Source organism: Bradyrhizobium sp. USDA 223, from assembly GCF_044909005.1.
Classification (GTDB): Bacteria; Pseudomonadota; Alphaproteobacteria; order Rhizobiales; family Xanthobacteraceae; genus Bradyrhizobium; species Bradyrhizobium yuanmingense.
Genome location: NZ_JBIYDR010000001.1, coordinates 3,532,751 through 3,558,798 on the forward strand (window position 1 = coordinate 3,532,751; position 26,048 = coordinate 3,558,798).

Genomic DNA, 26,048 nt, shown 5'->3' on the forward strand with positions numbered 1-26,048 from the left:
TCAGATCCCCTCCTTGTGCTGCATCCACCAGGCGCTCATCGCAGCAGCCGACTCCGCGCAGCCGAAGCGGGCGCGCCAGCCGAATTCGTCGGCCATTCGCGTCACTGAGAGCGGCGCGCGATCGCCCCCATGAAGCTTGATGAAGGTCTTCTCGCCCGGCTCCGCCAGCCGACACTCCAGCCCGGGATGCAGGGCCGCAAACGCCTCGCCCCATTGCAGCGCCGACCAGGCCGTGCCGCTGGAGATGTTGTAGAGCCGGTGGCGCGGCCGCTCGGCTTCGATCAGCACAGCCACAGCCTCGGCAGCGTCCGGCGCGTAGGTCCAGTCCTTAATGCCCCGCGCCGGCAGCAGCGCCGGTTCGCCGCGCGCAAACTCCGCCAGAATCTGAAACTGGAGGCTTGGCGTGTCGCGCACCTTCCCGATCCGTTCCCACGGGCCGAACACTGCGCTTAAGCGCACACTCAGAAAATCGCCTCCCCACAACTCGGCAAGCCGCGCAACGCATCTCTCTGACGTGAATTTGCTGATCGCGTAGAAGGAGACGGGATCGCACGGCGTCTCCTCGTCCAATATCGGATAGCGTTGCCCCGCCGCGCCATAGGCGGATGCCGAGGACAGATTGATCACGCGCCGAACACCGCGGCGGATCGCAGCGCTCAGAATCGGGAACTGAGCCATCACATTGATCTCGAGGATGGTCGAGGTCATGGACCGCTCGAGCTGCTCCCCGGCGGTTATGGCAGCGCCAAGGACCATCGCATCAAAGCCCTGCTTCACAAGTGCGTCGATCCGCTCGACGTCCGAGATCTCGCCCTGAATAGTCGTGAGCCGCTCCCGGTGGTCGGCAAAGGATCGCTCCGCTTCAGCCGGAAGTTGCTTACGATCATACAGCGTCACCTCGTGCCCACGCGCGAGCAGCACCTCGGCGAGATTCAGGCCGACAAAGCCGGTGCCGCCGAAGATGACGATCCTCATCGCGCGCAATCCGCCATCACAGCAGCCTGGCTCCAAAATTCCGTTCGGGATCCATGTCGGCGACGAGCCGGCCGGTCGGCCTGGCCGCCTCGCCGCCGCTGCGTGCGAGGAATTTTCCGCTGCCGGCGCTCGCGAGGCACTTGTCGCCCTCGATGATCACGCGGCCGCGCGAGAGCACCGACACCGGCCAACCCTTGAGCCTGCGACCCGCAAACGGCGTGTAGCCGGCGAGGTCGTGCATCATCTGGTCCGCGATGGTGACCTCGCGGTTGGGATCCCAGATCGCGATATCGGCGTCGGCGCCGACCGCGATCGAGCCCTTGCGCGGATGCAGGTTGTAGATCTTTGCCGGGGCGGTCGCGGTCAGTTCGACGAACTTTTCGAGGCCCAGCCGTCCCTTCGACACCATCGCATCGAACAGCAGCGGCAGCCGCAGCTCAAGGCCCGGCAGGCCGTTGGCGACCTGCTTGAAGTTGGGATTGGGGCCAGCGCGCAGCTTGCCGGTCTCGTCGTAGCGATACGGCGCGTGGTCCGACGAGATGGTCTGGAGATCGCCGAGCGAGAGCGCCTGCCACAGCGCCTCCTGGTCGGCATGCGTGCGCGGCGGCGGGCTGCACATCCACTTCGCCCCCTCGGCGCCGGGCTTGTCGAGATCGTTTGCCGTGAGGAACAGGTATTGCGGGCAGGTCTCGGCGAAGACCTTGAGCCCCTGCCCGCGCGAGTCGCGGATCACCTTGGCGCCTTCGGCCGTCGAGACATGGAAGATCATGATCGGCTGGTCGATCAGCGCCGCCATGCCGATCAGCCGGGTGAAGGCTTCCGCCTCCGAGATGCGGGCGTGGCTGACGGCGTGGTATTTCGGCATCGTGTAGCCGCGCGAAAGCAGCCGCTTCACCATCCAGGCGATGATGCCGTGGTTCTCGGCATGGGCGCACAGCATCGCACCGGACTGGCGAGACGCGAGCAGAATGTCGAGCAGCGGCTCGTCGTCGACCTTGAGGCGGTCGTAGGTCATGAAGATCTTGATCGAGGCATGGCCCTGCTTCACCAGCGCGGGGATGTGCTCCTCGACCGTCTCCTTGGTCGCGTCCGCAATGATCATGTGAAAGGCGTAGTCGATCACAGCACCTTTCTTCGCCAGGGCGTGATAATCCTCGACCACCTGTGGCAGCTTCATGCCGACATGTTGAGCCGCGAACGGAATCACCGTGGTGGTGCCACCGAAAGCGGCAGAGACGGTGGCGCTCTCGAACGTGTCGGCATTCATGATGCCGGCGGCCGACAGCTGCTCGATATGGGCGTGGCTGTCGACCCCGCCGGGCAGCACCAGCTTGCCGCGCGCGTCGATCTCGCGCTTTCCGGGCGGAAGCCCGCGGCCGATGGCCGCAATGGTCTCGCCGGAGATGGCGACGTCAGCCTCGAAGACGTCGGTCGTGGTGGCGACGCGGCCGCCGCGGATGATCAGGTCGTAAGCGGGTTCAGTCATGAGGCACTCCGTGATAGGCTAGAGGCACGTTCGCTAAATCTCGCAGGAAGTCCATCATGTCCCGGCCGCGCATTCTCGTCATCAACCCGAATTCCAACCACAAGGTCACGCAGGGGCTGGAGGATGCGTTGAAGCCGCTCGATTTCGAGGGCGGGCCGGAAGTGGTCTGCCAGACGCTGGCCGAGGGTCCGTTCGGCATCGAAAGTCAGGCGGACGCCGATAGCGTTGCGATCCCGCTGCGGAAGCTGGTCGAATGCGACAACAGCTCGGCCGCCTTCGTCATCGCCTGCTACAGCGATCCCGGGCTGCAGGTTTGCCGGGAAGGCACCGACCGCCCCGTGTTCGGCATCGCCGAGTGCGGCGTGCTGACGGCGCTTTCCCGCGCGGAGACCTTCGGCGTCATCGCGATCGCCCAGCGCTCGATCCCGCGTCACACGCGCTATCTCAGGCAGATGGGCCTGACCGACCGCTTCTCCGGCGAGCGGCCGCTGAACATGAGCGTCGCCGAAACCGCTTCGGGCGAAGGCACGCTCGCCAAGATGATCGAGGTCGGCCGCGCGCTGCGCGACGAGGACGGTGCCCGCGCCGTCGTGATGGGCTGCGCCGGCATGGCGCGCCACCGCCGCGCGTTGGAAGACGCGCTGCGCATTCCCGTGATCGACCCGACGCAGGCGGCCGTTACCATGGCGCTGGGTACGGTGCAGTTCTCGGCTCACTAGGCGTCCTTCAGCTCTTTGGCACCCTGGCGCGAGAGCCATTGCGCATGGCTCTCGCGGACAAGGGCAAACGTATCCCGCTGAGTGGTGTAGAGATTGCCGAACATGCGGCCGATCGGCCGATAGGCGTCGAGATCGACATACATGTTGGCGGTGTCGACCAGCCCCTCGCGGGCGTGAACCCGCAAGACCTCGCCGACCAGGAGCTCGCGATCGGGCGAGAAGGTCAGCACGACATGGCGCCGGCATTCCAGCGCGAAGGGGGCCGCGGCGAGGCGCGGCACCTTCACGTCGACGGAGGGAAGCGTGGCCAGGCCCGTCGCGGCGACCTCGCTGGCGCCGGAGGGAAAATCGACCGCGCAGTCGTTCATCGCGCCTGACAGCGCCTCGTCCACCATGTGCACCACGAACTCGCCGTCGCGATGGATGTTGCGGGTGGTGTCCTTTGGCGCGTGATCCGGCTTGTGCTGGAGTCCGAGCACGATCAGCGCGGGACTCTCGGAGAACACGTTGAAGAAGCTGAACGGCGCGGCATTCACCGCCCCGTTCTCGTCCAGCGTCGTCACCAGCGCGATCGGCCGCGGCACCACCACGCCGCACAGCAGCTTGTAGCGATCGCGCGGATCGAGTTCACGCAAGGAGATGCCTTTGTCAGCCATCGGCGTCACGTCTCCGGCGGCGGCACCGCGCCGGTCTGGCTGGTGATCAGGCCGTAATGTTCGATGCGGCGATGGCGAGCGAAATCGAAGATCGTGGTCTTGCCGAAGGCCGTGGCGTCGAGGTCGCAGGCGTGGACCAGCACCTCGTCGTCTTCGCTCTTGGCCTCGGCGACAATCTCGCCATTGGGATCGACGATCAGGCTGCCGCCGAACAGCGGATGACCGTCCTCATTGCCGGCCTTGGCGACTGCGACCACCCAGGTCGCGTTCTGATAGGCGCCGGCTTGCACCGAGAGGCGGTTGTGGAACAGGCGCTTCTCGACGCCCTCCTCGCTCTTCTCGGCATTCACCGACGGCGTGTTGTAGCCGATCAGCACCATTTCGACGCCCTGCAGGCCCATGACGCGATAGGTCTCGGGCCAGCGGCGGTCGTTGCAGATCGCCATGCCGATGATGCCGCCGAGCTCGCGCCAGACCTTGAAGCCGAGATCGCCCGGCTCGAAATAGCGCTTCTCCAGGTGCTGGTGCGAGCGCTTGCTGTCGTATTCCACATGGCCCGGCAAATGCACCTTGCGGTATTTGCCGACGATCTTGCCGGTTTTGTCGGTCAGGATCGCGGTGTTGAAATGATGACCGTCCGGCGTCAGCTCCGCATAGCCGAAGTTCATCGCGATTCCGTGCTGCGCCGCGCGCTCGAACAGCGGCCTGGTCGCCGCGTTCGGCATCTCGCGTTCGAACCAGATGTCGAACTCGGCGCGGTCCTCGACGTACCAGCGCGGGAAGAACGTCGTCAGCGCCAGCTCGGGATAGACGATCAGGTCGGCACCCTTGCTCTTGGCTTCGTCCATCAGCGCTATCATGCGTTTGACCACGGCCTCGCGGCTGTCGGCTTTCTGGATCGGGCCCATCTGGGCGGCGGCGACATTGACGATGCGCATCAGCGAATTCCTGATTTCTTGAGTTTCTTGGCGAGGCTTGGGATCGCACCTTCAGGGGCGTGTTGGCGCGCGCAGCATATCGCAGCCTCGCGCTGTTTTTCCAGCCGAGCAGCTTTCATGCCGTCCGCCCCCATTCGGCATCCTGCAACAGCCGCCAGTTGACCTTGTTGCTAGCGGTCCGCGGCAGGGACTCGACGAAGACGACGGCGCGCGGCGCCTTGTAGCTCGCCATCGCGCTCCGCGCCCAGCCGACGATGTCGCCCTCCGACGTCGTCGCGCGCGCGGCGTCATCGAGCACCACCAGCGCCTTGACGGCCTCGCCGCGATAGCCGTCCGGCGCTGAAATGATGCAGCATTCCCGGATAGCCCGGTTCTGGTACATCGCCGCCTCGACCTCGGCCGGCCACACCTTGAAGCCGCTGACATTGATCATCCGCTTCAGGCGGTCGACGGCGAAGAAATAGCCGCCGGCATCGCGGTAGCCGAGATCGCCCGTGCGCAGGAACCGCTTGCCGTCCCGCTCGATGAAGGCTTCGGCATCCGCCTCCGGCCTGTTCCAGTAACCCTGCAGCACCTGCGGCCCGTGCACGACGATCTCGCCGACCACATTGTCGTCGAGCTCGACCAGGCTGTCGGGGTCGATCACCCTGGCATCGGTCTCGTGCACGGCGATGCCGAGGCACTGCCGCTTCGGCGCCGCCATTGGATTGAGGTGCGTTGGAGACATCGTCTCGGTCATGCCGTAGCCCTCGACGAAATCGAGCCCAAACCGCCCCTTCAGCCGTTCCGCGACCGCGGTCGGCATCGCCGCGCCGCCACCAGTCAGCACCTTGAGCTTCGCAAAACATTTGTCGCGGAAGCTGGCGCTGGCGAGCACATCCACGATCATGGTCGGCGCGGCGTTCCAGAACGTGACGCCATAGGTCTCGAACAAATCCGGCAGCAGATCCTTGTCCCAGCGCGCCATCAGCAGCAGCGTGGCGCCGGAGACGATGGCGGCATTCATCGAGCCCTGCATGCCCGCGACATGGAACAGCGGCATGAAGCCGGTCATCACGTCGCTGCCATCGAGCCCATACCAGCGCGCCTGCAAGACGGCGGTGAACAGCGCGCTGCGATTTGTATGCATGCACGCCTTGGGCTTACCCGTCGTGCCGGACGTGTAGGGCAGGATCACGAGATCGTTCGGCCCCGCCTCCATCGCGCCCGGCCGCAAGCCGCGTGCGACCGCCGATGACCACGAATGCCAGCCCGGCGATGACGGCGGCTCCGACGGCGCCTCGGTGACGCAGAGCGGCGGCGTGTAGGGCGTGACGCTGGGCACCTCGTCGCGATACTGCGCGACGATTGCATGTGTGATGGCCTCGCCGACCAGGGGCGCAAACGCATCGCTCAGCTCGCTGCCGATAATTGCAACCCTGGCGCCGCTGTCCGCGGCGAGATACGCGATCTCGGCGGTCTTGTTCATGGGATTGACCGGCACGATCACGGCGTTCGCCCGCATCGTCGCATAGTAAGCGATGACGTATTGCGGCGAATTCTGCAGCGCGATCATGACGCGGTCGCCGCGCTTCACGCCGCAAACGCCTTGCAGAAAGCCGGCCATGGCATCGACCCGGTCGCGCAGCTCGGCGTAGCTCAGGCTCGCCCCGTAGAACATTGTCGCCGGATGCGAGGGACGTTCACGTGCAGCACGCGCCAGCGCGTCGTAGAGCGTCCCCTCCGGCATCGCGAGATACCAGGGCTCGTCCGCCGGCCAGGCCGGTGACATCAGGGACGTTGTGTGGTTCACCCGTGCTCCTCGTCAGCGATATCCAGGCCGTGGTCGAGCGCGTCCAGAAGCTGGTTAGCCTCCCACTCGGAGATCACCAGCGGCGGCGCCAGGAACAGCGAGGTCTGCTCGCCGCTGGTGCCGATCACGGCGCCGGCTTCCAGTGCGCGCTCCGCGACGCGCGAAGCAATCGGAACCTCGGTGGTGTCGGCGTGCCAGGTGCGCCAGTCCGGGCCGTGCAGCTCAACCGTCCAATGCAGCCCCTGCCCCGCTACGCGCTGCACGCTCGGATGCTTTTGTGCGATCGCGAGCAGGCGGCGGGCGAACAGCTTCTCAAGGCTCGCGACGTGCTCCAGAATCTTATCGTCGCTGATGACCTTCAGATAAGCGCTCACCGCAGCCATGCTGATCGGATGGCCGCGCAGCGTGCCGTAGTTCTGCCAGCTCGCGCCCTTGAGCCGCTCGACAATGTCTTTCGACAGCACGACGGCGGCCACGGCCGCCGCGCCGCCGCCGAGCGACTTTCCGAGCGTCACGATATCGGGCCGGCTCTGCGCGCCCTGGAACGCGAACCAGCGGCCCGCGCGGCCCGCGCCGGTGACGACCTCGTCCGCGATCCAGTACGAGCCGGCCTGCCGGGCGCAGCGCGCGACCTCATCCTGATAGGCACCGTCGTAATAGATGCCGCCTTGGGTGTAGTCGATGATCGTCGCCGCCGTGTCCGAGAGCAGGCGCGGGGCATTCGCGAGATATTCGCTCGGTGGCGTGTTGTCGGCCGGCGCGCCATAGATCGCCCCATCCGGCGCCGGCAGGATCCGCACCGGCGCCATCGGTGCCGGTAGTTTCGAGCCGCCGGCGTGCACCGCGAGGCCACCGTGCCATTGCGGCTGCACCGTCATGCTGCGCGACAGCCCAGTGATGCCGTGATAGGCGCGCTCGCGCGTTGCCAGCGCCGAGCGCTGCGTCAGCGCCTGGCAGAGCGACAGCGCCATGTCGTTGGCCTCGCTACCACTGATGCAGAAGCGCACCGCGCCGACCCAGTCCTCTTCGCCCTTGAAGGCGATGGCCATCAGATCGTCGGCGGCTTGCTCGCGGCCGACCCAGGTCCATCCCTCGTTGACGACGGGCGTATCGGCCGCACGGCGGATCGCCTCCACCATGGCGGGATGGCGATGGCCGAGACCGCCGCCTGTATTGCTGCCGTCGATCAGCTTGCGGCCGTCCGCAAGGTGAAAGTAGACGCCCTCGCCGCCGACCACGGCCATCGGTGTGGCCTCGCCCGCATTCAGCCCGGTTCGCAACAATTTGCTCATCGCCACTGCCTCACTCCGCCGGAACGGCGCCGTAGCCACCGCCACCGCACATCTCGATCGTGACGAGATCGCCTTGCTGCAACACCAGGTTCGACTTGCCGTCGATGGCGACGGTCGCGCCCTGCCGCACCAGCGAGATGCGGCAGGCCTTGCCGGGAGAGCCGCCCTGCATGCCCCACGGCGCCATCACCATGCGTTCGATGCAGGTGGTCAGGTGCATCGAAGGCGCGAGGATGCGGTAGGTGCGGACGGAGCCGTCTCCGCCGCGATGCGCGCCCGCGCCGCCGGAATTCCGACGGATAGCCTGCTGCTCGAGCCGGATCGCGTAGTTCGCCTCGATCACCTCGACCGGCGTGTTCGAGGTGTTGGACAGATGCACGCGGGTTGCGGACGTGCCGGCGCGATCGTGCCGCGCGCCTTCGCCGCCGCCATGGACTTCATAGAGCATCTTCCACGACCCGTTCGGCCGCGGCTCGGCGAAGAACAGCACGCCCGCGGTGGTCGCCCCACCCGCCGACAGGCGCTCGGGAATGGTGTCCTGCATGGCGCGGAAAATCGCATCGACGATGCGCATGGAGGTCTCGTGATTGCCGGCCGCAACGGAGGCGGTCCAGCCGGGCTCGAGGATCGAACCCGGGCGCGTGATGATGCTCAGCGGCCGCAGTGCGCCGGCGTTCTGCTGCATGTCGCGTCCGCTCATGATGCGCGCGGCATAGGCGACCGCCGAGCGCGCCATGAACGGCGTCGTGTTGCAGAAATTGGAGACGCGGTCGCAGCTTCCGGAGAGGTCGAAGGTCGCTTCATCCCCGCGAATGGTGATCTTCACATGGATGCGCGCCGGCGCATTGTTTGCGCTGCCGTCGTCGAGATAATCCTCGCCCTCGTAGACGCCATCCGGAAGATCGCGCAGTGCCGCCCGCATCTCGATTTCGGAGAGGTCGTGCAGGCGCGACTGCGCCGCCATGAAGACTGCCTTGCCATGCTCGCGGCAGAGCTCGACGATGCGCTTCTCGCCGGCCTTGGTCGCCGCGATCTGCGCAAGGAGATCGCCCTCGCAGGATTCGGCATCGCGAACGTTGGCCTTGAGCAGCTGCACGATCGGCGTACTGAGGCCGGCGGCAGTCGCGATCAGCACCGGTGGAATCCGCATCGCCTCCTGGAAGGTGTCGACGGCCTTTGCAAAATAGCTGCCGGGCCAGGTGCCGCCGATGTCAGGCCAATGCGCAAGGCTGACTGCGAAAGCCACGATCTCGCCGTCGAAGAAGACGGGGCGCACGACCTTGACGTCGTTGAGATGATTGCCGCCGAGCGCGCCGACATTGTAGATCACGACGTCGCCGTCGTTCAGGCCATCGCGCGGCATCACCTTCAAGAGTTCGGGGATGGTGTAGGCCATCGCGCCGAGATGGATCGGAATGTCGCGGCCCTGCCCGACCAGGCCGCCATGGCCGTCGGTAATCGCCGATGACAGGTCGCCGGCCTCGCGCAGGAGCGGCGAGCGCGCCGAACGCGTCATCACGAGGCTCATCTCCTCGGCCGCGGCGGAGAGCCCATGCCTGATGACCTCGACGACGAACGGATCGAGCTTCATGCCGCCCTCCGCGTCAGGAACAGATTGCCCGATGGATCGGGCCTCGCCTGCCAGCCCGGCGGCACCACCACGGTCGACCAGGCGTCTTCGATGATGGCGGGACCATTGATGGTCTCGGTGAGCGACGCGCGGTCGACGATCGCGGTTGCGATGTCGTGGAAGCCGTCGAACGAGCAGGTGCGCGTGGTCATAGACACTGCCCTCGCCGCGGTCGCCGGCCGGCTGACAATTGTCGTCGACGGGCGACGGGCCTGCACCCGCACCGACTCGATAACGCAGGGTTCGCCGGTCGCATAGCCGAACAGCTCATGATGCCGCGTCAGGAAGTCCTGCTTCAGCCTGGCAACGTCGAGCGGCAGCGTGAAGGATACCGGAATGGCGTCGTTCTGCGCGGCGTAGCGCATCAAGGCCACAAGCTCGACCTGGATCTCGGCCTTCGCAACATTGTTGGCGAGAAGCGGCGCCGAGGCATCGGCAATCAGGGCCTCGATCCGTTCCGAGACGCGCGCGAGATCGATGCCGTCGAGGGCAGCGCGAAGGGTCTGCTGCTGCAGGAAGCTGAAATCGGCAGTGAGGCAACCCAGCGCCGAGAACGCGCTCGAGGCACTGGGCACGACCACCTCTGCAATGCCGTAGAGATCGGCGAGGCCCGCGGCATGCATAGGACCGCCGCCGCCGAAGGCGAGCAACGTACAGTCGCGGCCATCGATGCCGCGCTCGACCGTGACACGGCGGAGCGCGCGGGCCATGGTCGCGTTCGCGACCTTGATGATGCCGAGCGCCGTCTCCGTCAGGCTCAGCCCGAGCGCGCGGGCAATCGGCGCGATGACGCGCTTTGCGGCCGCGATGTCGATCCCGATGCGATCACCAAGCTTGGTCTCGGGATTGAGATAGCCGAGCACCGCATTGGCATCGGTGATGGTCGGCTCCGTGCCGCCGCGGCCATAGCAGGCCGGGCCCGGCTCGGAGCCGGCGCTTTCCGGCCCGACCGTCAGGCCGCCGGGACCGTTGCGCACGATCGATCCGCCGCCGGCGCCGATCGAATGCACCGCGAGCATCGGCTGGCGCAGCGGCTTGTCGCCGAGCATGCGGCCGTCGGTCATTTCGGCCTGGCCGTCGATGATCAGGCACACGTCCGTCGTGGTGCCGCCCATGTCGAAGGTCAGCATCCGCGCGCAGCCGAGCTGGCGCGCGATGCTGACCGACGCCGAGACGCCGGCCGCCGGGCCCGACATCGCCATCACCAGCGGACGCCGCTTCACCGCCGAAATCGGGACCATGGCGCCGGCGGAGTGAAACACCTGCAGACCGGGCCCGATCGGCAGCCGCTGCTCCAGCTCGCTGAGATATTGAACCGCGATCGGCATCGCGGCCGCGTTGAACACGGTTGCCGAGGTTCGCTCATATTCGCGCGCCTCGGGATTGACCTCGTGCGAGAGCGAGACATGGGCGACGACGCCCCTGAGCCGCTCGCCCAGCATCTTCTCGTGGACTGGATTGGCATAAGCGTGAAGGAGCGCGACCGCAACGCTCTGAACGCCGGCGCCTTTCAGCCACGCCACCAGGCGTTCGATCTCGGCTTCCTCGAGCGCCTTCAGCACCCGGCCCTCATGATCGAGGCGCTCGGCGAGCCCAAAGCATCGTTCGGGCGGCACCAGAGGCGGCGATTTCGGCGGAATGTCGAGCCGATAGAGATCGCGCCGGCGACAGCGGGCGATCTCGAGCACGTCGGCAAAGCCTTCGGTCGCGACCAACGCCACCTTCGGCAGCCGGTTCTCGACGATCGCGTTGGTCACGCGCGTGGTGCCGTGGACGAAGCGCTTGACCTCGCTCTTGCGCAGGCCGACCGCCTCGATCGCCTCCAGCATCGCCTGCACCGGTGCGTCGGGGCGCGACGGCACCTTGGCAATCCGCGCTTCCGCGGAATCGCGCCGGATCGCGATGATGTCGGTGAAGGTGCCACCGATATCGGTGCCGACCTCCCAGTGATTGCCGGAATCGCTCATCTGCACAGTCAGCTACGCATGACGTTCATCATCATTCCCTGTCATGCCATCACGTGCGAGCGTGCGACAGAGCGATGGCCGCGGGATAGGGTCAGAGTTGTCGCAAACCACTGGGCCAGCACAGCCACCGGCATTGCGCGGCGCACTATCGACTGCACGTTTTGGTGCAGCGCTGCTCGCGCAGAGAGCAGAAGCACACGAAGCAGAAATGTGCAGCGCACCCTTGGATTCTTCGAGGCAAATAAAAGCGCCCGTTGCACTGCAATCGGATCGCGCGAGGTCGTTGTCTAATTTGCAGGCGATCGAACGGCGGTGCGGGAGAGAGGACTGACCAGGAGCTATGCACGGAGGTCGGCTCAGCCTCTCTTTATTGTACGGTCAGTAAGCGAGGACATCACCGGCCGCTGGTGGATAACCGGGCGTAGCACCCGGCGTGCCGTTTCAAGCTGCTCAGGCTGCCAGCGACGCCCGCAAGCGCCGCCAACCGATCACGATGCCGGTGATTGAGAACATCAGCCCGAGCGTACAGAGCCCGACGATGAGAGCGTCACGCAGCCGCGCATGAGCCAGCAGAATCGGGAAGTCAAGCGTGTGCAACGCACTGTAAAGCCAGCGATAGGCGCGGCGCGACGGGTCCAGCCTTTGCAGCACCTTGCCATCGGCAGCATCGACATCGAACCAGAGATCGCCGCACGTTGTGCGGTAGACGGGGGCCCCCGGAAGTGCGGATTGCGCTGGATAGCCGTCGTTGCCGGCGAGCAGGAACGGTGCGGCACAGCCGGCGCCAAGGCGCGCTGTCAGGTCGCCGATCTCCCGCACATCCAGGTATGCCGACTGTCCGCGTGGCACGTTCCCTGCCTTGATCAAAGCCTGACGGCCGAGACCAACCCGGTCGCGCCGATAGACCTTGGCGCCGAACGCGAACCATTCGACCTCGAGCGCCGACGGCGATATTGGCTGCAGCGATGAAGCGTCTCGCCAATCCGGGGCGGCATCGACCACGGCGGCCTCCGCCGGCGTCAATTGCCCGCGCGAGAACAGCCGGCCGTGATCCATCGACAGCCAGCCGCTGAAGATCCAGGTCAGCACGAACACGGTCACGACAAGACCGATGATGTGATGCAGGGCGTGCCAGCCACGATAGGGCGACGAGAGCTGGCGTCCCCGTATCTTCACACGCACGATTCCGAGCACCGCGCCAAGCAGTGCTGCGATCAGGGCCAGCAGCGACAGCGTCCAGACCACGCGATCCCACAGCGCCCAGCTGCTGCGCAGAATTGTCGGATAGATCCAGTGCAGCACGCTGCCGGCCCAGTTCCACGCGCGCTCGCTGCGCGTCGTATCCAGGACGATTTCGCCGGTCAGCGACGAAACGTAGACCTCCGTTCCAGGGGCATCGCCGAGAGCGGCGCGAAACAAGGGGCGATGCCGATCAAAACCGTTCGGCACGCTCCACTGATCGTAGTCCGACCGCGCGACGATTGCAGCGCGCACCGCCTCAAGCCCGCGCTGACGTGAATAAGCTTGCACAATGGTGAGCGCGACATCGGCAGACGTCACCGACGCGTCTGCTCCATCGAAGGCGCGAACCGCTCGCGAGCCTGCGGGGCCCGAGACGACGTAAACCGGTCCATCGCTCCGCTGGATCAGCCGAACACGTGTCGCATCGGCAATCCCGCTCGCCGCAACGGCGTCCGCGACCGAGATCCTCGTCCCGTCGCGATCGACCGGCACAAGTCCGGCAAATCGCTCCGCTTCCGTCAGCAACGGAAACGGGACGAAGTGCATGACGATCCCGCTCGCGAACCACATCGCGAACAACAGACAGAACGCGATGCCGAGCCAGCGATGCGTGAGGACGATCGCGCCCATCATGCGCTTAGGGCCTCACCATTTGAACGCGGCCGATATTTCATAGGTGCGCGGCGCGCCCAGGAGGATCTGGTCCGGATAGAACGGATCGCCCCAGATCGCATAGCGCTTATCAGTGATGTTGCGGACACGGAAGGTCAGGCGGGCCTGGTCGACCGCATTGAACGCCGTCTTGGGGATGTCGACGAAGGCGTAGACGTCGGCCACGGTGTAGGCCTTCATCGTCACGACGTTGGCGTCGGTGTTGTAGCGGTCGCCGACATGACGACCGGTGATGCCAAGCTCCACCGGCCACGGTGTGAAGAAGCGATACGACGCGCCGGCGTTTGCGACGATCCGCGGCACGTTTGGCGGCGTGTTGCCCGAGAACGAGCCGCCGGCAAAATTGTAGTCGGCATAGCGCGCATCGACATAGGCGATGTTGCCCCACAGCCGCAGCGGCTCGATCGGGCGTATCGAGGCGGCAAGCTCGACGCCCTTCGACTCCTGCCGCCCGGCGATATTCAGCTGCATACCGCCGGCGGCCGCATAGACGTTCTTGCGCACGATGTCGTAGGCCGAGAACGACCATTCCGCCCGGTTGTCCCAGAACAGGTGCTTGACACCGGTCTCATAGGTGCGCGCGGTGGTCAGATCGAGCGGCTGGGTGGGCGAGAGCAGGAAGATGTTGTTGGCTGCGACGTCGGCGCCGGTGGCGTATTGGCTGAAGAAGGTCAGGCCGGGAAAGGCCTCCCAGGTGTAGCCGATGCGGCCCGTCACCGGCGCCCAGTCTTTCGTGAACGGGAAGCCCGCCTTCACGATCCCGTTCTTGTCGGTCGAATTACGGTCGAGCCCGATATGCTCGACGCGGAGGCCGCCGATCAGCGCGAAGCTGCGCGTCAGCTTGAGCCTGTCCTCGAATGACAGCGCCTCGTTGTCGATGCGTGCGGTCTGCTGCTGCGTCGTGAGCAGGCCGTAGAAACCGCGGTTGGGGTCGACCAGCGAAACGGAATCGCCGGGAAAGTTTGCCGCGCCGGGCCTGACGAAATCGAGATAGCTCGACGACAGCGTCGTGACCAGCCGGTTATCGAAGCCCGCAATATTTGTATCCCAGATCAGGTCGGTGATGTTGCCGACCAGCCGCTGGCTGTGGGCGACATAGAAACGCTCGCGATCGACCAGGTTCGTGGTGGAATTGAACGCCTCGATCTCGTTATTGAACCAGATTCGTTCCGCGCCATAGCCATAGGCCTGACTTTTCAGCGTGAGGTCAGGCGCGAGCTTCAGCTCGAATCCGCCACGCAGCCACACTTCCTGCGCCACGTTGCGGTTATCGAGAACGTTGTAATTGGTGTTGAAGGTGCGATCGTCGATGGTGACGGCACCGAGATTCGTTCCGTTGTAATTCGAGACGTAATTGCCGGAGACGATCCCCGTCGTCGCGTGCGAACCGCTGAAGGCGACCGGCACCAGCGGCGCGCCCCAATAGGCCTTCGAGCGGTCTTCACGATATTCGACCGCACCCCAGATCCTGAGGCTGTCGGAAACACGGTAGTTGAGCTGGCCGGACGTGCCGAACGTCTTGACATTGGTGTCGTCGGCAAAGCCGTTGAGCGTGGAACGGCTGATGTCGAAGCGATAGTCCAGCCCCTGCACATTGGCGCTGCCACCGGAGCCGTAATGGGCGCGGAACGAATTCAGCGAATCCCAGGAGAAATTGGCCTCGTTGCTGACAGGTCCGGTGCGAGGCTGCTTAGTGACGAAATTGATCGCGCCGCCGGCGGCGCCCTCGCCCGAGATCAGCGAGGCCGGGCCCTTGAGGAATTCCACCGCCTCCAGATTGGCGGTATCCACGATCCGCGAGGTCATGTTCTGCGGACCGATCTTGATGCCGTTGTAGAGCGTGTTGATCTGGCTGTTGGTGAAGCCGCGCATGGAGAAGGCGGAAGGTTCGGCCGGGTTGTCGCCGGAGCTGACGCCGACGGCGCCCTGCGCCACCTCGGACACGGTGCGATAGCCCTGCTCGCGCATCGTTTCGGCGGAGATCACCTCGACGGTCGCGGGCGTCTGCCGCACCGTCAGGCCGAGCCGCGATGCGCTTTCGGCCACGGCATTGGTGTTGAGGGGCGTCTGCACCGTCGAATCCGGCACGACGGGTTTTGGCGCGGCGGATACAGCCGCCGGCCTGCGCGCTGCTGCGCGACGCGCGCTCTGCGCCGCTCCTGCTGCCTGTTTGGCCGGCTTGCGCGCCTGGGCGGGCGATACCTCGATGGGTGGCAGGGACTCCCGGGCCTGCTGCGCCAGAGCGGCAGGCGGACCAAGAGCGGCGAAGGACGTGAACGCGGCGGAAACCAGCAGGACGCGGCGCGGTCGTGCGATACGGATGGAAGACACAGGTCAAAACCTCGGTATGACGTCAGTGGCACGTCACAGCGAACGAGGTTTCACCTTCGGCTTTAGCCGTCCGATGAAGCCGAATGTCTGTACTCCCCGACCGACATCTTCGCGTGTGACCACGGCTGACGGCAGGTCTCCTGGCTCGCGGGTCGTAACCGCTTCGTCGCCTTCCCGGGACCGAGGACCCAGTGGCTCGTGACGAAGGATTCACCGCTTACAGTTGCGGGGGCAGCCGCGGCATTGGGGACAATTTTCCCCGCACCGCATTCCCTTTTCATTCCCTCTCGGGAAAACCGTCGCGAGCATCTAGGATTACCACCAAGACAGAGTCAATGTGCCAGTTGCGGCGTTGGGGCCACAGCAACCAACTTCCCTGGAGATGAGCATGGAAGGCGAGACCTTCCTCTGGTTGATCAGGCATGCGGCCGTCGCGGGCGTGCCCGGGACGATCCATGCGGCCGATGCGCGGCCCGACCTCGGCGATCACGCCACATTGGCGGCCCTGAGGCGGCGCTTGCCCGCGGATGTCGCCGGATATGCCAGCCCGTCGCGGCGCACGGTCGAGACGGCGCGCGCGCTGGGACTCGAACCGGAGCTGGTCAGCGAATTCGGCGAGCAGGATTTCGGCGACTGGACCGGCCATCGGCATGACGAACTCGCCGCGACCGGCGGCGAGGCCTACGCGCAGGTCTGGCGCGATCCCGCGCACGGGCGGCCGCCGAATGGCGAGAGCTTTGCGGATCAGGTCGCCCGCGTCCGCCTGGGCCTGGCGCAGATTGGCGCAGGCTCCGCGGCGCTGGTCGTTCATTCCGGGACCATTCGGGCCGCGCTTTGCATCGCGCTCGATCTCACACCGGAAGCTGCGCTGCGCTTCGTGGTCGATCCGCTGTCGCTGACCCGGATCGACCGGCTCGCGGGCGGCTGGCGTGTCGTCTCGGTCAACCAGCGCGTGGCTTGAGCCGCATCAAGACGGCCGATCCGGCACGTTGGCCTGCGCGAACGTCGCCATGCCGTTGTGAAGTGCGCAAGCCGAGCGGACCAGCGGCAGCGCGATGGCGGCACCCGATCCCTCGCCGAGCCTGAGATCGAGGCTGATCAGCGGCTGCACATTCAGCGCGCGCAACACCAGCCGATGTCCCTGCTCGGCCGATTGATGCGAGGGCAGCAGGAATGGCTGGCAGGGCGGGTTGAGGCGCGCCGCCGCCAGCGCCGCCACCGAGACGATGAAGCCGTCGATCAACACGGGAATGCGGCGTTGCGCGGCCGCGATGATCGCGCCCGAGATCGCCGCGATCTCGAGGCCGCCGACCGCGCACAGGATCTTCTCGGCCGCGGCTCCGGCGACGCCGTGGCGCGCGATCGCCGCATCGATCACCCGCGCCTTGTGCGCGCGGCCGGCCGCATCGATGCCCGTGCCGCTGCCCGCGATCTCCCCGGCGCTCACACCGAGCAGGCTCGCCGCGATCGCCGCCGACGTCGTGGTGTTGCCGATCCCCATCTCGCCGAAGATCAAGAGATCAGGCCGGCCGGCCTCGGCGCGCACCACCGCGCGCTGGCCGGCCTCGAAGGCGAAGGCCAATTCCTTGGGCGTGAGCGCGGCCTCGACACTGAAATCGCGCGTGCCGCTGCGCGGCTTGTCGGTGACGATTCCCGCCATCTGCGCCTCGGCCAATGTGCCGGCGTCGACCACCTCGAGGCTCGAACCCAGCTCGCGCGCCAGCACCGAGATCGCGGCGCCACCGGCGGCAAAATTCGCCATCATCGCGATGGTGACGGCTTGCGGATAGGCCGACACGCCCTGCGCGACGATACCGTGGTCGCCCGCGAAGATGATGATCGGCACCCGCGCGGCGCGCGGCTGCCCGGTCGCCTGCAAGCCCGCAAGCTCGATCGCGAGCTGCTCGAGCCGCCCGAGCGCGCCGGTCGGCTTCGTCAGTTGCGCCTGCCGCGCAATGGCCGCCTCGCGATGAACAGCGGAGACCTCGGGGCAGTTCTGGGTAACCCATTCGGGAAGCATGCTGCTCAACGCCTGCGTTTGAGAATATAGCTGTCCATGATCCAGCCGTGCCGCTCGCGCGCCTCCTGCCGCACGGCGGCAATGCGCGCGCCCAGTTCAGCCAGCGCGCCGGACATGACGATCTGATCGGGCATGCCAAGATAGGCCCCCCACCAGATGTGAAGCCCGGCCGGATCGAGCGACTGGAACGCCGTGCCGCCATCGAGCATCACGACGACGGTATCGACGCCCTGCGGCCAGCCGCCTTCGCGCAAGCGCCGCCCCGTCGTGACCAGGAACGGCTCGCCGATGTCGTTGAGCGGCAGCGCATGCGCCGCGCACAGCGCCTGGATCGAGGTGATCCCAGGCACGACTTCGATTGTCGGCAACGGATTCAACCGCCGCGCAATGCGCAGCGAAGAATCATAGAGCGAAGGATCGCCCCAGATCAGCAGCGCGACCTTGCCCTCATCTTCGAGATGCCCAGCGATCGTCTGCGACCAGGTCGCGGCCACCGCATCGTGCCAATCGTCTACGCCCTTGCGGTAGTCCGACTCGGTCGCATCGCGCACGGGAAGGTCGAATTCGGCGATGCGTGTCGTTTTGTTGGTGAGCACACCGGCGCAGATCGTTCGCCTGAGATCGGCGAGATCGGATTTCGCAGTCCCCTTGCGCGGGATCAGGATGAGATCGGCCGCGTTGATGGCGCGGGTCGCGGCGCGCGTGAGCTGCTCGGGATCGCCGCAACCGATGCCTATCAGGGAGAGCGTGAGCATCGCGAGCGCGACGGGCGGCCACGGCGGCCGCCCTTTCGCTTGTCTCTCAGGCCGCGTTGTGAAGGCGCGGCGTGACGAGGCCGGGCGCGGTGACGCCACGCAGCGACTTCGCCAGCGCCAGCACGGCGAGATCGGCCAGCGGCTCGATCACGATGACCAGCGCATAAGCGGCAGCGAACGTCGCAATGCTGGCGAGGTTGCTGATCGCAAAGCCGGAGCCATAGAGCGCCCAGAACGCCACCCATGCGATCACGCCGGCCTGGTAGGTCGTCGAAAGCGCCAGCGCCTGACCGTATTTCAAATCGACATAGGCGGTGTTGCGGGCAATGATCCGCGTGGCGATCGCCTGGATCGCGAACAGCGGCACCAGCAGCGTGGTGACGTTCATGCCGTATTGCGGCAGATCGACTGGCTCCAGCAGCATGCCCTGAAGCAGCAGGCCAATTGCGAGGCCGAAGGCGGCGGGCGCAGCACCAAAGAGCAGGAACAAGGTCGAGCCAAGGATGAAGTGCACCTCTGATACCCCAACCGGAAAGTGCGGCAGGATCTCGAAGAAGACGAAGACGAGAGCGGTGGTGGCCAGTGTCCGCGCGGCGAAAGAGCCGGCGCCCTGCTCGCGCACGGTCTCGACCGCGAGCTTCAAGGCAACGCCGCCTGCGGCGATGCCGGTCGCGTAACTCAACACGAGCTTGGCGCCCGTCACGATCCCGGGTTCGATATGCATGGCTCAATTCCTTCCTGCCGTCACACCCGACGGCCTTGGCCTCAATACGTGCACGGCCGGTCTCCTGGCTCGCGGTTCACTGGGTTCTCCGGCCTTCCCGGACCTTGCGGTCCAGTGGCGGTTCGGAGCCCCTCACCGCTTACAGTCGCGGGGGCGGCTGGGGTTTGGGGCGCCGCAACTGGGTCCGCCCATCCCCATTCCCGATTATGCTCCGGCGCTTTGCGCCGCGTCGAGCACCATGCCTCTCTTGTGTGCCCCTTTCGCATCGCGGGCGTCAAGGGGCGAACCGCTGCCGGAGCGCTCATGCCGGATATTCTCCCGCCAGCGCACCGAACAGGATGACGGCGGCGGTGGAAGCGGCGCCGCCGCGCCCAAGCTGCTCGGCGAGCTCGGCAATCGTGGTGCGGACCAATCGTTCGTCAGATCGCCCGAGGGATTCGGCGAATAGCGCCGGGGTGCTGGGAGCGAGGCCGTGCGCGATCAATTTTGCGGCAAGCGCCGGAAAGGTGCGCCGGCCCATATAGACCACGGTCGTGGCCTCTGGATCGGCCATCGCCGCCCAATTCAGATTGGGCGGCAGCTCGCCCGTGACGTCAGCGCCGGTGATGAACTGCACCCGGCGGGAGGTATGCCGGCGGGTCAGGGGAATGCCGGCCTGGGCGGCGGCGACACAGGCGGAGGTGACGCCGGGAATGATCTCGTAGCCGATGCCGGCTTCGCGCAGCGTCTCGATCTCCTCCTCGAGCCGGCCGAAAATGCCGGCATCGCCGGATTTAAGCCGCACCACGCGCGCGCCTGTTGCGGCATAGTCGACCAGGAGACGGTTGACGTGGTGCTGCTTGGTCGAAGGACGCCCGGCCCGCTTTCCCACCGCGACGAGATTGGCGCCGGGCCGGGCGAGATCGAGGATCGCGCCGGAGGCAAGATCGTCATAAAGCACGACGTCGGCCTCGCGCAGCCGCGTGGCGCCTTTCACCGTGAGGAGCTCGGGATCGCCCGGACCGGCGGAAACGAAAGAGACAAACCCGCTCACCGGTCCTCCGCAATCAGATGGAAGAACGTGCCGGTGGCATGGCCACGGCGCGAGCCGGTTTCGGCAATGACCGCGCCGGTGGCGTCGTGCACGACCGCGAGCGGCGTATCGGGCTGGGCGAGGATGGTCGAATAGTGGAACTCGTGGCCGCGCAGGCGCGCGCCAGGCTTATGCCCCGGCATCGGCGCGGCCAGTTCGGCAAGACGATAGCCGAGATGCATGCGGCGCTTGGCAAAGCTGGTCTCCAGGCCGAGCAGCCCTGTCATCTCATGGCGGATACCGTCGGCGTCGGTCAGGCCTGCGCCCAGCACCATATAGCCTCCGCATTCGCCATGCACCGGCCGCGTCTCGGCGAAAGCGCGCAGTCCGCTGCGAAAGCGCGCATTGCCCGCGATCTTTCCTGCATGAAGCTCGGGATAGCCGCCGGGCAGCCAGCACACGTCGGCGCTCGCGTCGGGCACTTCATCGGCCAGCGGCGAGAACGGCACGATCTCGGCGCCCGCCGCGCGCCAGGCTTCCAGCATATGCGGATAGACGAACGAGAACGCCGCATCGCGCGCCAGCGCGATGCGCTGGCCGGGCGGCCTCACGTTCAAGCCGTTCGCCACAGCTTGCGGCGACCATTTGCCTGCCGAGTGGAGCACCGCATCGAGATCGACGTGCTCGGCGACAAAGCGCGCGGCTTCGTCGATCAGCTTGCCGATCTCGGCCTGCTCCTCGGCCTGCACGAGACCGAGATGCCGCTTCGGCAGGCTGATCTCGGCATGGCGCGGCAGCGCGCCGAACACTTTGATGCCGGCCTCGTTCAGCGCGCGCCGCACCAGATCCTCATGGCGCGGGCTGGCGACGCGATTGAGCACGACGCCGCCAAGGCGCACGCCGGCGCGGTAATCGCGAAGGCCGGCGGCGATCGCTGCCGCAGTCTGCGCCTGGCCGGAGGGATCGATCACCAAAACCACCGGCCAGCCCAGCATCTCCGCGATATCAGCTGTCGCTCCGGTGCCGGAGACGCCGCGCGCAGCGACACCGTCGAACAGGCCCATCGATCCCTCGGCGAGCACGACATCTGCATTGCCGCCACGGCTGACGAGATGCGCGATGGCGCTGCGATCCATCGCCCAGCTGTCAACGTTGACCGAGGCGCGTCCCGTGGCGGCGGCGTGGAAGGCGGGATCGATATAGTCGGGCCCGCTCTTGAAGCACTGCACGTTCAGGCCGCGATTGCGCCAGGCGCGGGCCAGCGCCAGCGTCAGCGTGGTCTTGCCGACACCGGAGGCCGGCGCGGAGATGACGAGGCTCGCCGCCATCACGACGCCTCCGGAAAGCGCGGCTCGGCACCGACGGGCCGGTAGCGGCGGTCGTAATCGGCGGCGTAGAGGCGGCTCTCGTCGAAATCGGCAGCGCCAAGCGTCTTGCCGACCAGGATCAACGCGGTGCGCTCCATCTCGCCACCCACGGCCGCATCGAGCGTTGCCAGCGTCGCGCGCACGATGCGCTGCTCCGGCCAGCTCGCGCGCCAGACGATCGCGACCGGGCAATTCGCGCCGTAATACGGCGTCAGCTCGGCGACGACCTGGTCGAGCAGATGGATCGACAGGTGGATCGCGAGCACCGCGCCGGTCGCAGCGAACGCAGCGAGCTTCTCGCCCCCGGGCATCGCGCTGGCCCGGCCCGGCGTGCGCGTCAGCACGACCGTCTGAGCAAGACCGGGCAGCGTCAGCTCAGCCTCGAGCGCGGCCGCGGCAGCCGAGAACGAGGGAACGCCGGGTGTCACCGAGTAGGGAATCCCGAGCGCACGCAAACGGCGGAGCTGCTCGCCCATCGCCGACCAGATTGAGAGATCGCCGGAATGCAGCCGCGCGACATCCAGGCCTGCCGCATGCGCGGCTGCGATCTCGGCGATGATCTCGTCGAGCGACATGGGCGCGGTATTGACGATGCGCGCGCCGGGTGGGCAATGCGCCAGCACGCCCTCCGGCACCAGCGAGCCGGCATAGAGACAGACTGGACAGGCCGCGATCAGGTCGCGGCCCCGCAACGTCAGCAGATCGGGCGCGCCCGGCCCGGCGCCGATGAAATGCACCGTCATACGCCGTCTCCTTCGGCGATCGCCGCGGTCGCACTGCGATCCTGCGAGACGACCCGTGTTGCAATCAACCGCGCGTGCGGACCGGCGACCACGAGCGCTGCAGCCTCGGCCACAGATCCGGTGCCGAATTTCTCCGCGACGAGCTTCGATTGCGTGGGCGTGTCGATGCCGGCCAGTGTCGCGACCGGAACAGCCCTGATCGGCACGCCGCATTCACGAGCGAGTTGCTTCAGCGCCTCGGTGTCGGCCTTGTCGCTGACAGTTGCCATCGCCGCAAGCCCTTCCGCACCGCCCGCAGCCAGCAGCGCTTCGCGCAGCGAAGTCAGCGTCACGTCGCGCTTGAAGCCTAAACCGGCGACCTTCATCGCACCACACTCCACTGCACCACGGGGCGTGCCGCCTCCCACGACCGATAGCGGCCGAGCGGGACGGCATGCGAAATTTCGGCCCGCATCAGTTCGCCGCCGTGACGCTGATGCAGCTCGCCGAGCAGAGCTTCCGTCTCCAGCGTCACAGCATGCGCCACGAGCCGCGTACCCGGCGAGAGCCGCGTCCAGATCGCATCAAATAACACTTCGTCGAGACCACCGCCAATGAAGACGGCATCCGGCGCTTCCAACCCGGCAAGAGCTTCCGGTGCCCTGCCCGTGACGACTGTGATCCGATGCGTCAGACCGAAGGCGGCCGCATTCTTGCGAATGTTCGCGACGCGATCCTCGCGCGCCTCGATTGCGGTAGCCGTCCCGCCGCACAGCGCCCACTCCACAGAGATCGATCCCGATCCGGCGCCGATGTCCCACAGCCGCTCCCCCGGACGCGGCGCCAGCGCGGAGAGCGCCAGTGCGCGGACCGGCCGCTTGGTGATCTGGCCGTCATGGACGAAGAGGTCGTCTGGCAGGCCCGAGCTGCGCGGAATGCCCTGTGCGCCCCTCGCCTCCACCGCTACCGCAACCAGATTGGCAGCGCGATCATCAGCAAAGTCCATTGCGCAATACTGCTGGACAGCTTCGCGCGGCCCGCCGAGCGCGGCGAGAGTCCAAAATGCGGAAGCGCCCCAGCCGCGTTCCGTCAGCCATTTCGCAAGATCGCCGGCGGCTTTGCCATCGCGCACGAGGCAAATGATGCGCGCGGCGCGCACCAGGTGCGGAGCGAGACGTTCGAATGATACAGCGTGCAGGCCGAGGCAAATGGTCGACTCCAGTCGCCAGCCCAGCCGCGCGGCCGCAAGCGAGAACGTCGACGGCGCGGGATGCGCGACCCACTCGTCGCTGCCGAGCTTCTCGGCAAGGCTCGCGCCGGCGCCATGCCAGAACGGATCGCCGGAGGCGAGCACCACCGTCGGCCGACCGCGGCAGCTCAGCACGAAATTCGCATCGAACGGCACCGGCCACGGACGGCCGCGGCTGCCAATTTCGGCAAGCGCAAGATGACGCTCGCCGCCGAACACGGTTTCGGCCCTGGCAAGCGCCTTTCGGCTTGCCTCCGACAGCCCAGCAAGGCCATCTTCGCCGATACCGATGATGGTCAGCCAGGGATCAGACATGATTCGCGCCCTCATTCTGGGCGGAACGGCCGATGCGAGCCTGCTCGCCGCGGAGATCGCGCGCGCCGGCATCGACGCCGTCTATTCCTATGGCGGCCGCACCCGCACGCCGGCCGATCAGCCGCTGCCGACCCGCATCGGCGGGTTCGGCGGCGTGAGCGGGCTGACCGACTACATCCGCCGCGAAGGCATAACTCATGTGATCGATGCGACACATCCCTTCGCCGCGGAAATGAGCCGCAACGCCGTCGAGGCGTGCGCGCAGACGGGCACGCTGTTGCTTGCGCTGGAACGCGCGCCCTGGATCAAGGCGGCCGCCGACACCTGGCTCGAGGTGGTGGATGTCAACGCTGCGGTCGCCGCACTGCCGGACGCTCCGGCAAACGTGTTCCTCGCCATCGGCCGCCAGCACATCGCGCCGTTCGCGACGAAGCCGCAGCACGCCTACACGCTGCGCTTCGTCGATCCGCCGGAAGCAACCCTGCCCTTCGCGGCCGATGTGATCGTGTCGCGCGGTCCGTTCACCCTCGAGGGCGAACTCGAGATGCTGCGCACGCGCGGCATCTCCTGGATCGTCGCCCGCAATTCCGGCGGCGACGGCGCACGCGCCAAGATCGACGCGGCCCGCAGGCTCGGCCTTCCCGTAATCATGATCTCGCGACCAGATCTGCCAGAGCGCCGGCGGGTCGAGCGCGTCACTGACGTGATGCAATGGCTCGGTCATTCTGCCCGCCTCGGCGCATAGACCCAGCGGCCGACGCGGCGTGTCTGCGAATTGCCGAGGATCACCAGCGTGCGCATGTCAGCCATCTCGGGCGTCGCTTGGTTCAGCGTCACGATCTCGATCTTTTCATCAGCCGCGCTGATCGCGCGCGCGAAGATCATGAGACGCTCGCCGCAGCCGGCCTCGCGAAGCAGCGCAAGCGCACGGCCGAATCCTTCCGGGCGGCTGGCCGAGCGCGGGTTGTACATCGCGATGGCAAAATCGGCTTCCGCCGCGAGGCGCAGGCGTTTCTCGATCACGGTCCACGGCTTGAGATTGTCGGAGAGGTTGATCGCGCAGAAATCATGTCCGAGCGGCGCGCCGGCACGCGCGGCGGCCGCCAGCATCGCGGTGACGCCGGGCAGCACGCGGATCGGCAGTCCCTGCCATTGCGGCGCCTGCTCGAGTGCCTCGAACACGGCGGATGCCATCGCGAACACGCCGGGATCGCCGGAAGAGACGACGACGACCTGGCCGCCGTCGGCGGCAAGCCGCAGGGCCTCGCTCGCACGTTGCAGCTCTTCGCGATTGTCGGAGGGATGCAGGGTGAGCCCAGGCCGCGGCGGCACGCGTGCGACATAAGGCGCATAGCCCAGAATATCGGTCGCCGTCGCAAGCGCCGCCGTGACCTCCGGCGTCACCAGCGCGTCGCTGCCCGGCCCGAGGCCCGCGATGGTCAGGGTGCCCGTCATTCGGCGGCGTCCAGATGCCGGCCCTTGCCGTGCACGAGCACGATCGCGAAGTAGGGGCAGTCGGCCGCGTCGATCTCGGCGAGCCGCACCACGCGCTCGCCCGGCATGGTGCCGCGCTCGACCAGCCAGGCATCGTCGAGCCGCCCGGCGCAGCGAAGCGCGCGGCGCACCTTTGCCAGATTGCGGCCAGTCTTCATGACGACCAGCGCATCGGAATCGCGCATGCGGCGTTCGAGCTCGGCCTCGGGGAGCGTCCCCATCAGCACCGTCGTCACGTCGTCGCCGAGCGCGATCGGCTGCCCGACGCCGTTCCAGCAGCCGACCATGCCGGGAATGCCGGCGATCACCTCGATCTCGACGCGGCCTTGCAGGCGCGTGTGCAGATGCATGAAGGAGCCGTAAAAGTAAGGATCGCCCTCGCAGAGCACGATGACGTCGACGGCGCGCGAAAGCCGCGCCAGGCGCTCGGCCCATTCGTCATAGAAGCCTGCGAGCAGCTGCACGTATTCGGGGCTGTCGAAAGCAATCTCCGTCGTAACCGGATATTCCATTGGATATTCGGTGACGCCGCTCGCCAGCATGCCCTCGACGATGCGGCGCGCCTGGCCCGGCCTGCCCTTCTTGCGAAAATAGGCGACGTGGCTAGCGCCCCGCACCGTACGATCGGCACGCACGCTCATCAGATCAGGATCACCGGGGCCGAGACCGCAGCAGATGATGCGTCCCATG

23 protein-coding genes and 2 riboswitches are annotated in these 26,048 nt (G+C 66.7%); of the genes, 3 read left to right on the plus strand and 20 right to left on the minus strand.

All coding sequences use genetic code 11. The features are described 5' to 3' along the window. Nucleotides 1-975, minus strand: a complete 975-nt coding sequence (locus ABIA40_RS16365; protein ID WP_404542108.1) for an NAD-dependent epimerase/dehydratase family protein — start codon at nt 973-975, stop codon at nt 1-3. A gap of 16 nt (nt 976-991) precedes the next feature. Further along, complete coding sequence (hydA, locus tag ABIA40_RS16370; RefSeq protein WP_404542111.1) at nt 992-2,461, minus strand: dihydropyrimidinase; 1,470 nt, start codon at nt 2,459-2,461, stop codon at nt 992-994. Between the two features lie 56 nt (nt 2,462-2,517). Between hydA and ABIA40_RS16375 the strand changes: the two genes are divergently transcribed. Continuing rightward, entirely contained in the window at nt 2,518-3,180 is a 663-nt protein-coding gene (locus ABIA40_RS16375; RefSeq protein ID WP_404542114.1) for an aspartate/glutamate racemase family protein, read from the plus strand. Here ABIA40_RS16375 and ABIA40_RS16380 read toward each other — a convergent pair. The 8 genes from ABIA40_RS16380 to ABIA40_RS16415 form a co-directional block, all read right to left on the minus strand. Then, nucleotides 3,177-3,836, minus strand: a complete 660-nt coding sequence (locus tag ABIA40_RS16380) for a flavin reductase family protein (protein ID WP_404542117.1) — start codon at nt 3,834-3,836, stop codon at nt 3,177-3,179. The genes ABIA40_RS16375 and ABIA40_RS16380 overlap by 4 nt on opposite strands. 5 nt (nt 3,837-3,841) lie before the next feature. Beyond that, nucleotides 3,842-4,774 carry an N-carbamoyl-D-amino-acid hydrolase gene (locus ABIA40_RS16385; protein WP_404542120.1) on the minus strand — a complete coding sequence of 311 codons (933 nt, stop codon included), beginning with the start codon at nt 4,772-4,774 and terminating at the stop codon, nt 3,842-3,844. A 115-nt stretch (nt 4,775-4,889) separates the two neighbouring features. Next, nucleotides 4,890-6,566, minus strand: a complete 1,677-nt coding sequence (locus ABIA40_RS16390) for a long-chain-fatty-acid--CoA ligase (protein WP_404542123.1) — start codon at nt 6,564-6,566, stop codon at nt 4,890-4,892. Continuing rightward, nucleotides 6,563-7,858 carry an aminotransferase class III-fold pyridoxal phosphate-dependent enzyme gene (locus ABIA40_RS16395; protein WP_404542125.1) on the minus strand — a complete coding sequence of 432 codons (1,296 nt, stop codon included), beginning with the start codon at nt 7,856-7,858 and terminating at the stop codon, nt 6,563-6,565. The genes ABIA40_RS16390 and ABIA40_RS16395 overlap by 4 nt, the downstream gene beginning before the upstream one ends. A gap of 10 nt (nt 7,859-7,868) precedes the next feature. Then, nucleotides 7,869-9,449, minus strand: a complete 1,581-nt coding sequence (locus tag ABIA40_RS16400; protein WP_404542128.1) for a hydantoinase B/oxoprolinase family protein — start codon at nt 9,447-9,449, stop codon at nt 7,869-7,871. After that, nucleotides 9,446-11,455: a hydantoinase/oxoprolinase family protein gene (locus ABIA40_RS16405; protein WP_404542131.1), complete on the minus strand. Its 2,010-nt coding sequence runs from the start codon at nt 11,453-11,455 to the stop codon at nt 9,446-9,448. The genes ABIA40_RS16400 and ABIA40_RS16405 overlap by 4 nt, the downstream gene beginning before the upstream one ends. Nucleotides 11,456-11,905: 450 nt before the next feature. Beyond that, nucleotides 11,906-13,330, minus strand: coding sequence for a PepSY domain-containing protein (locus ABIA40_RS16410; RefSeq protein WP_404542134.1), 1,425 nt, complete (start codon nt 13,328-13,330; stop codon nt 11,906-11,908). A gap of 12 nt (nt 13,331-13,342) precedes the next feature. After that, nucleotides 13,343-15,700, minus strand: coding sequence for a TonB-dependent receptor (locus tag ABIA40_RS16415; protein WP_404542137.1), 2,358 nt, complete (start codon nt 15,698-15,700; stop codon nt 13,343-13,345). Between the two features lie 112 nt (nt 15,701-15,812). Continuing rightward, nucleotides 15,813-16,016, minus strand: a riboswitch (cobalamin riboswitch). Nucleotides 16,017-16,088: 72 nt separating this feature from the next. Between ABIA40_RS16415 and ABIA40_RS16420 the strand changes: the two genes are divergently transcribed. Further along, a complete protein-coding gene (locus ABIA40_RS16420) occupies nt 16,089-16,661 on the plus strand; it encodes a histidine phosphatase family protein (RefSeq protein WP_271541179.1) in 573 nt (190 codons plus the stop codon). Nucleotides 16,662-16,667: 6 nt separating this feature from the next. On the opposite strand, the gene cobT is transcribed toward ABIA40_RS16420, so the two are convergent. From cobT to cbiE, 8 genes are all read right to left on the minus strand, one after another. Further along, nucleotides 16,668-17,720, minus strand: a complete 1,053-nt coding sequence (gene cobT, locus ABIA40_RS16425; RefSeq protein WP_404542139.1) for a nicotinate-nucleotide--dimethylbenzimidazole phosphoribosyltransferase — start codon at nt 17,718-17,720, stop codon at nt 16,668-16,670. 5 nt (nt 17,721-17,725) lie between these two features. Then, nucleotides 17,726-18,475: a precorrin-6A synthase (deacetylating) gene (gene cobF / locus ABIA40_RS16430; protein ID WP_404542142.1), complete on the minus strand. Its 750-nt coding sequence runs from the start codon at nt 18,473-18,475 to the stop codon at nt 17,726-17,728. A 46-nt stretch (nt 18,476-18,521) separates the two neighbouring features. Then, nucleotides 18,522-19,199, minus strand: coding sequence for an energy-coupling factor ABC transporter permease (locus ABIA40_RS16435; protein ID WP_404542144.1), 678 nt, complete (start codon nt 19,197-19,199; stop codon nt 18,522-18,524). Nucleotides 19,200-19,235: 36 nt separating this feature from the next. After that, nucleotides 19,236-19,455, minus strand: a riboswitch (cobalamin riboswitch). 45 nt (nt 19,456-19,500) lie between these two features. After that, nucleotides 19,501-20,232: a uroporphyrinogen-III C-methyltransferase gene (gene cobA, locus ABIA40_RS16440; protein ID WP_338122609.1), complete on the minus strand. Its 732-nt coding sequence runs from the start codon at nt 20,230-20,232 to the stop codon at nt 19,501-19,503. Then, nucleotides 20,229-21,539 carry a cobyrinate a,c-diamide synthase gene (locus ABIA40_RS16445; protein WP_404542148.1) on the minus strand — a complete coding sequence of 437 codons (1,311 nt, stop codon included), beginning with the start codon at nt 21,537-21,539 and terminating at the stop codon, nt 20,229-20,231. Before ABIA40_RS16445 ends, cobA begins: the two co-directional genes overlap by 4 nt. Then, entirely contained in the window at nt 21,539-22,321 is a 783-nt protein-coding gene (cobM, locus tag ABIA40_RS16450; RefSeq protein WP_404542150.1) for a precorrin-4 C(11)-methyltransferase, read from the minus strand. Before cobM ends, ABIA40_RS16445 begins: the two co-directional genes overlap by 1 nt. Continuing rightward, complete coding sequence (locus tag ABIA40_RS16455; protein WP_157282585.1) at nt 22,318-22,686, minus strand: cobalamin biosynthesis protein; 369 nt, start codon at nt 22,684-22,686, stop codon at nt 22,318-22,320. Before ABIA40_RS16455 ends, cobM begins: the two co-directional genes overlap by 4 nt. Continuing rightward, nucleotides 22,683-23,864: a precorrin-6y C5,15-methyltransferase (decarboxylating) subunit CbiE gene (cbiE, locus tag ABIA40_RS16460; protein ID WP_404542152.1), complete on the minus strand. Its 1,182-nt coding sequence runs from the start codon at nt 23,862-23,864 to the stop codon at nt 22,683-22,685. Before cbiE ends, ABIA40_RS16455 begins: the two co-directional genes overlap by 4 nt. Between cbiE and ABIA40_RS16465 the strand changes: the two genes are divergently transcribed. Beyond that, complete coding sequence (locus ABIA40_RS16465; RefSeq protein ID WP_404542154.1) at nt 23,863-24,609, plus strand: cobalt-precorrin-6A reductase; 747 nt, start codon at nt 23,863-23,865, stop codon at nt 24,607-24,609. The two genes, cbiE and ABIA40_RS16465, sit on opposite strands and share 2 nt — an antisense overlap. Here ABIA40_RS16465 and cobJ read toward each other — a convergent pair. Together cobJ and ABIA40_RS16475 are read right to left on the minus strand one after the other, a co-directional pair. Beyond that, entirely contained in the window at nt 24,585-25,319 is a 735-nt protein-coding gene (gene cobJ, locus ABIA40_RS16470) for a precorrin-3B C(17)-methyltransferase (protein ID WP_404542157.1), read from the minus strand. The genes ABIA40_RS16465 and cobJ overlap by 25 nt on opposite strands. After that, nucleotides 25,316-26,047 carry a precorrin-2 C(20)-methyltransferase gene (locus ABIA40_RS16475; RefSeq protein ID WP_404542159.1) on the minus strand — a complete coding sequence of 244 codons (732 nt, stop codon included), beginning with the start codon at nt 26,045-26,047 and terminating at the stop codon, nt 25,316-25,318. The genes cobJ and ABIA40_RS16475 overlap by 4 nt, the downstream gene beginning before the upstream one ends. Nucleotide 26,048 lies beyond the last annotated feature (1 nt).

Bases quoted from the DNA above. Each gene is read 5' to 3' on its own strand.
- hydA (WP_404542111.1), bottom strand. From the start codon at position 2,461: ATGACTGAACCCGCTTACGACCTGATCATCCGCGGCGGCCGCGTCGCC.
- ABIA40_RS16365 (WP_404542108.1), bottom strand. From the start codon at position 975: ATGAGGATCGTCATCTTCGGCGGCACCGGCTTTGTCGGCCTGAATCTC.
- ABIA40_RS16375 (WP_404542114.1), top strand. From the start codon at position 2,518: ATGTCCCGGCCGCGCATTCTCGTCATCAACCCGAATTCCAACCACAAG.
- ABIA40_RS16405 (WP_404542131.1), bottom strand. From the start codon at position 11,455: ATGAGCGATTCCGGCAATCACTGGGAGGTCGGCACCGATATCGGTGGC.
- ABIA40_RS16420 (WP_271541179.1), top strand. From the start codon at position 16,089: ATGGAAGGCGAGACCTTCCTCTGGTTGATCAGGCATGCGGCCGTCGCG.
- cobM (WP_404542150.1), bottom strand. From the start codon at position 22,321: ATGACGGTGCATTTCATCGGCGCCGGGCCGGGCGCGCCCGATCTGCTG.
- ABIA40_RS16410 (WP_404542134.1), bottom strand. From the start codon at position 13,330: ATGATGGGCGCGATCGTCCTCACGCATCGCTGGCTCGGCATCGCGTTC.
- ABIA40_RS16385 (WP_404542120.1), bottom strand. From the start codon at position 4,774: ATGCGCATCGTCAATGTCGCCGCCGCCCAGATGGGCCCGATCCAGAAA.
- ABIA40_RS16435 (WP_404542144.1), bottom strand. From the start codon at position 19,199: ATGCATATCGAACCCGGGATCGTGACGGGCGCCAAGCTCGTGTTGAGT.
- ABIA40_RS16400 (WP_404542128.1), bottom strand. From the start codon at position 9,449: ATGAAGCTCGATCCGTTCGTCGTCGAGGTCATCAGGCATGGGCTCTCC.
- ABIA40_RS16465 (WP_404542154.1), top strand. From the start codon at position 23,863: ATGATTCGCGCCCTCATTCTGGGCGGAACGGCCGATGCGAGCCTGCTC.
- ABIA40_RS16395 (WP_404542125.1), bottom strand. From the start codon at position 7,858: ATGAGCAAATTGTTGCGAACCGGGCTGAATGCGGGCGAGGCCACACCG.
- cobT (WP_404542139.1), bottom strand. From the start codon at position 17,720: ATGCTTCCCGAATGGGTTACCCAGAACTGCCCCGAGGTCTCCGCTGTT.
- ABIA40_RS16475 (WP_404542159.1), bottom strand. From the start codon at position 26,047: ATGGGACGCATCATCTGCTGCGGTCTCGGCCCCGGTGATCCTGATCTG.
- cobF (WP_404542142.1), bottom strand. From the start codon at position 18,475: ATGCTCACGCTCTCCCTGATAGGCATCGGTTGCGGCGATCCCGAGCAG.
- ABIA40_RS16380 (WP_404542117.1), bottom strand. From the start codon at position 3,836: ATGGCTGACAAAGGCATCTCCTTGCGTGAACTCGATCCGCGCGATCGC.
- ABIA40_RS16445 (WP_404542148.1), bottom strand. From the start codon at position 21,539: ATGGCGGCGAGCCTCGTCATCTCCGCGCCGGCCTCCGGTGTCGGCAAG.
- cbiE (WP_404542152.1), bottom strand. From the start codon at position 23,864: ATGTCTGATCCCTGGCTGACCATCATCGGTATCGGCGAAGATGGCCTT.
- ABIA40_RS16455 (WP_157282585.1), bottom strand. From the start codon at position 22,686: ATGAAGGTCGCCGGTTTAGGCTTCAAGCGCGACGTGACGCTGACTTCG.
- cobJ (WP_404542157.1), bottom strand. From the start codon at position 25,319: ATGACGGGCACCCTGACCATCGCGGGCCTCGGGCCGGGCAGCGACGCG.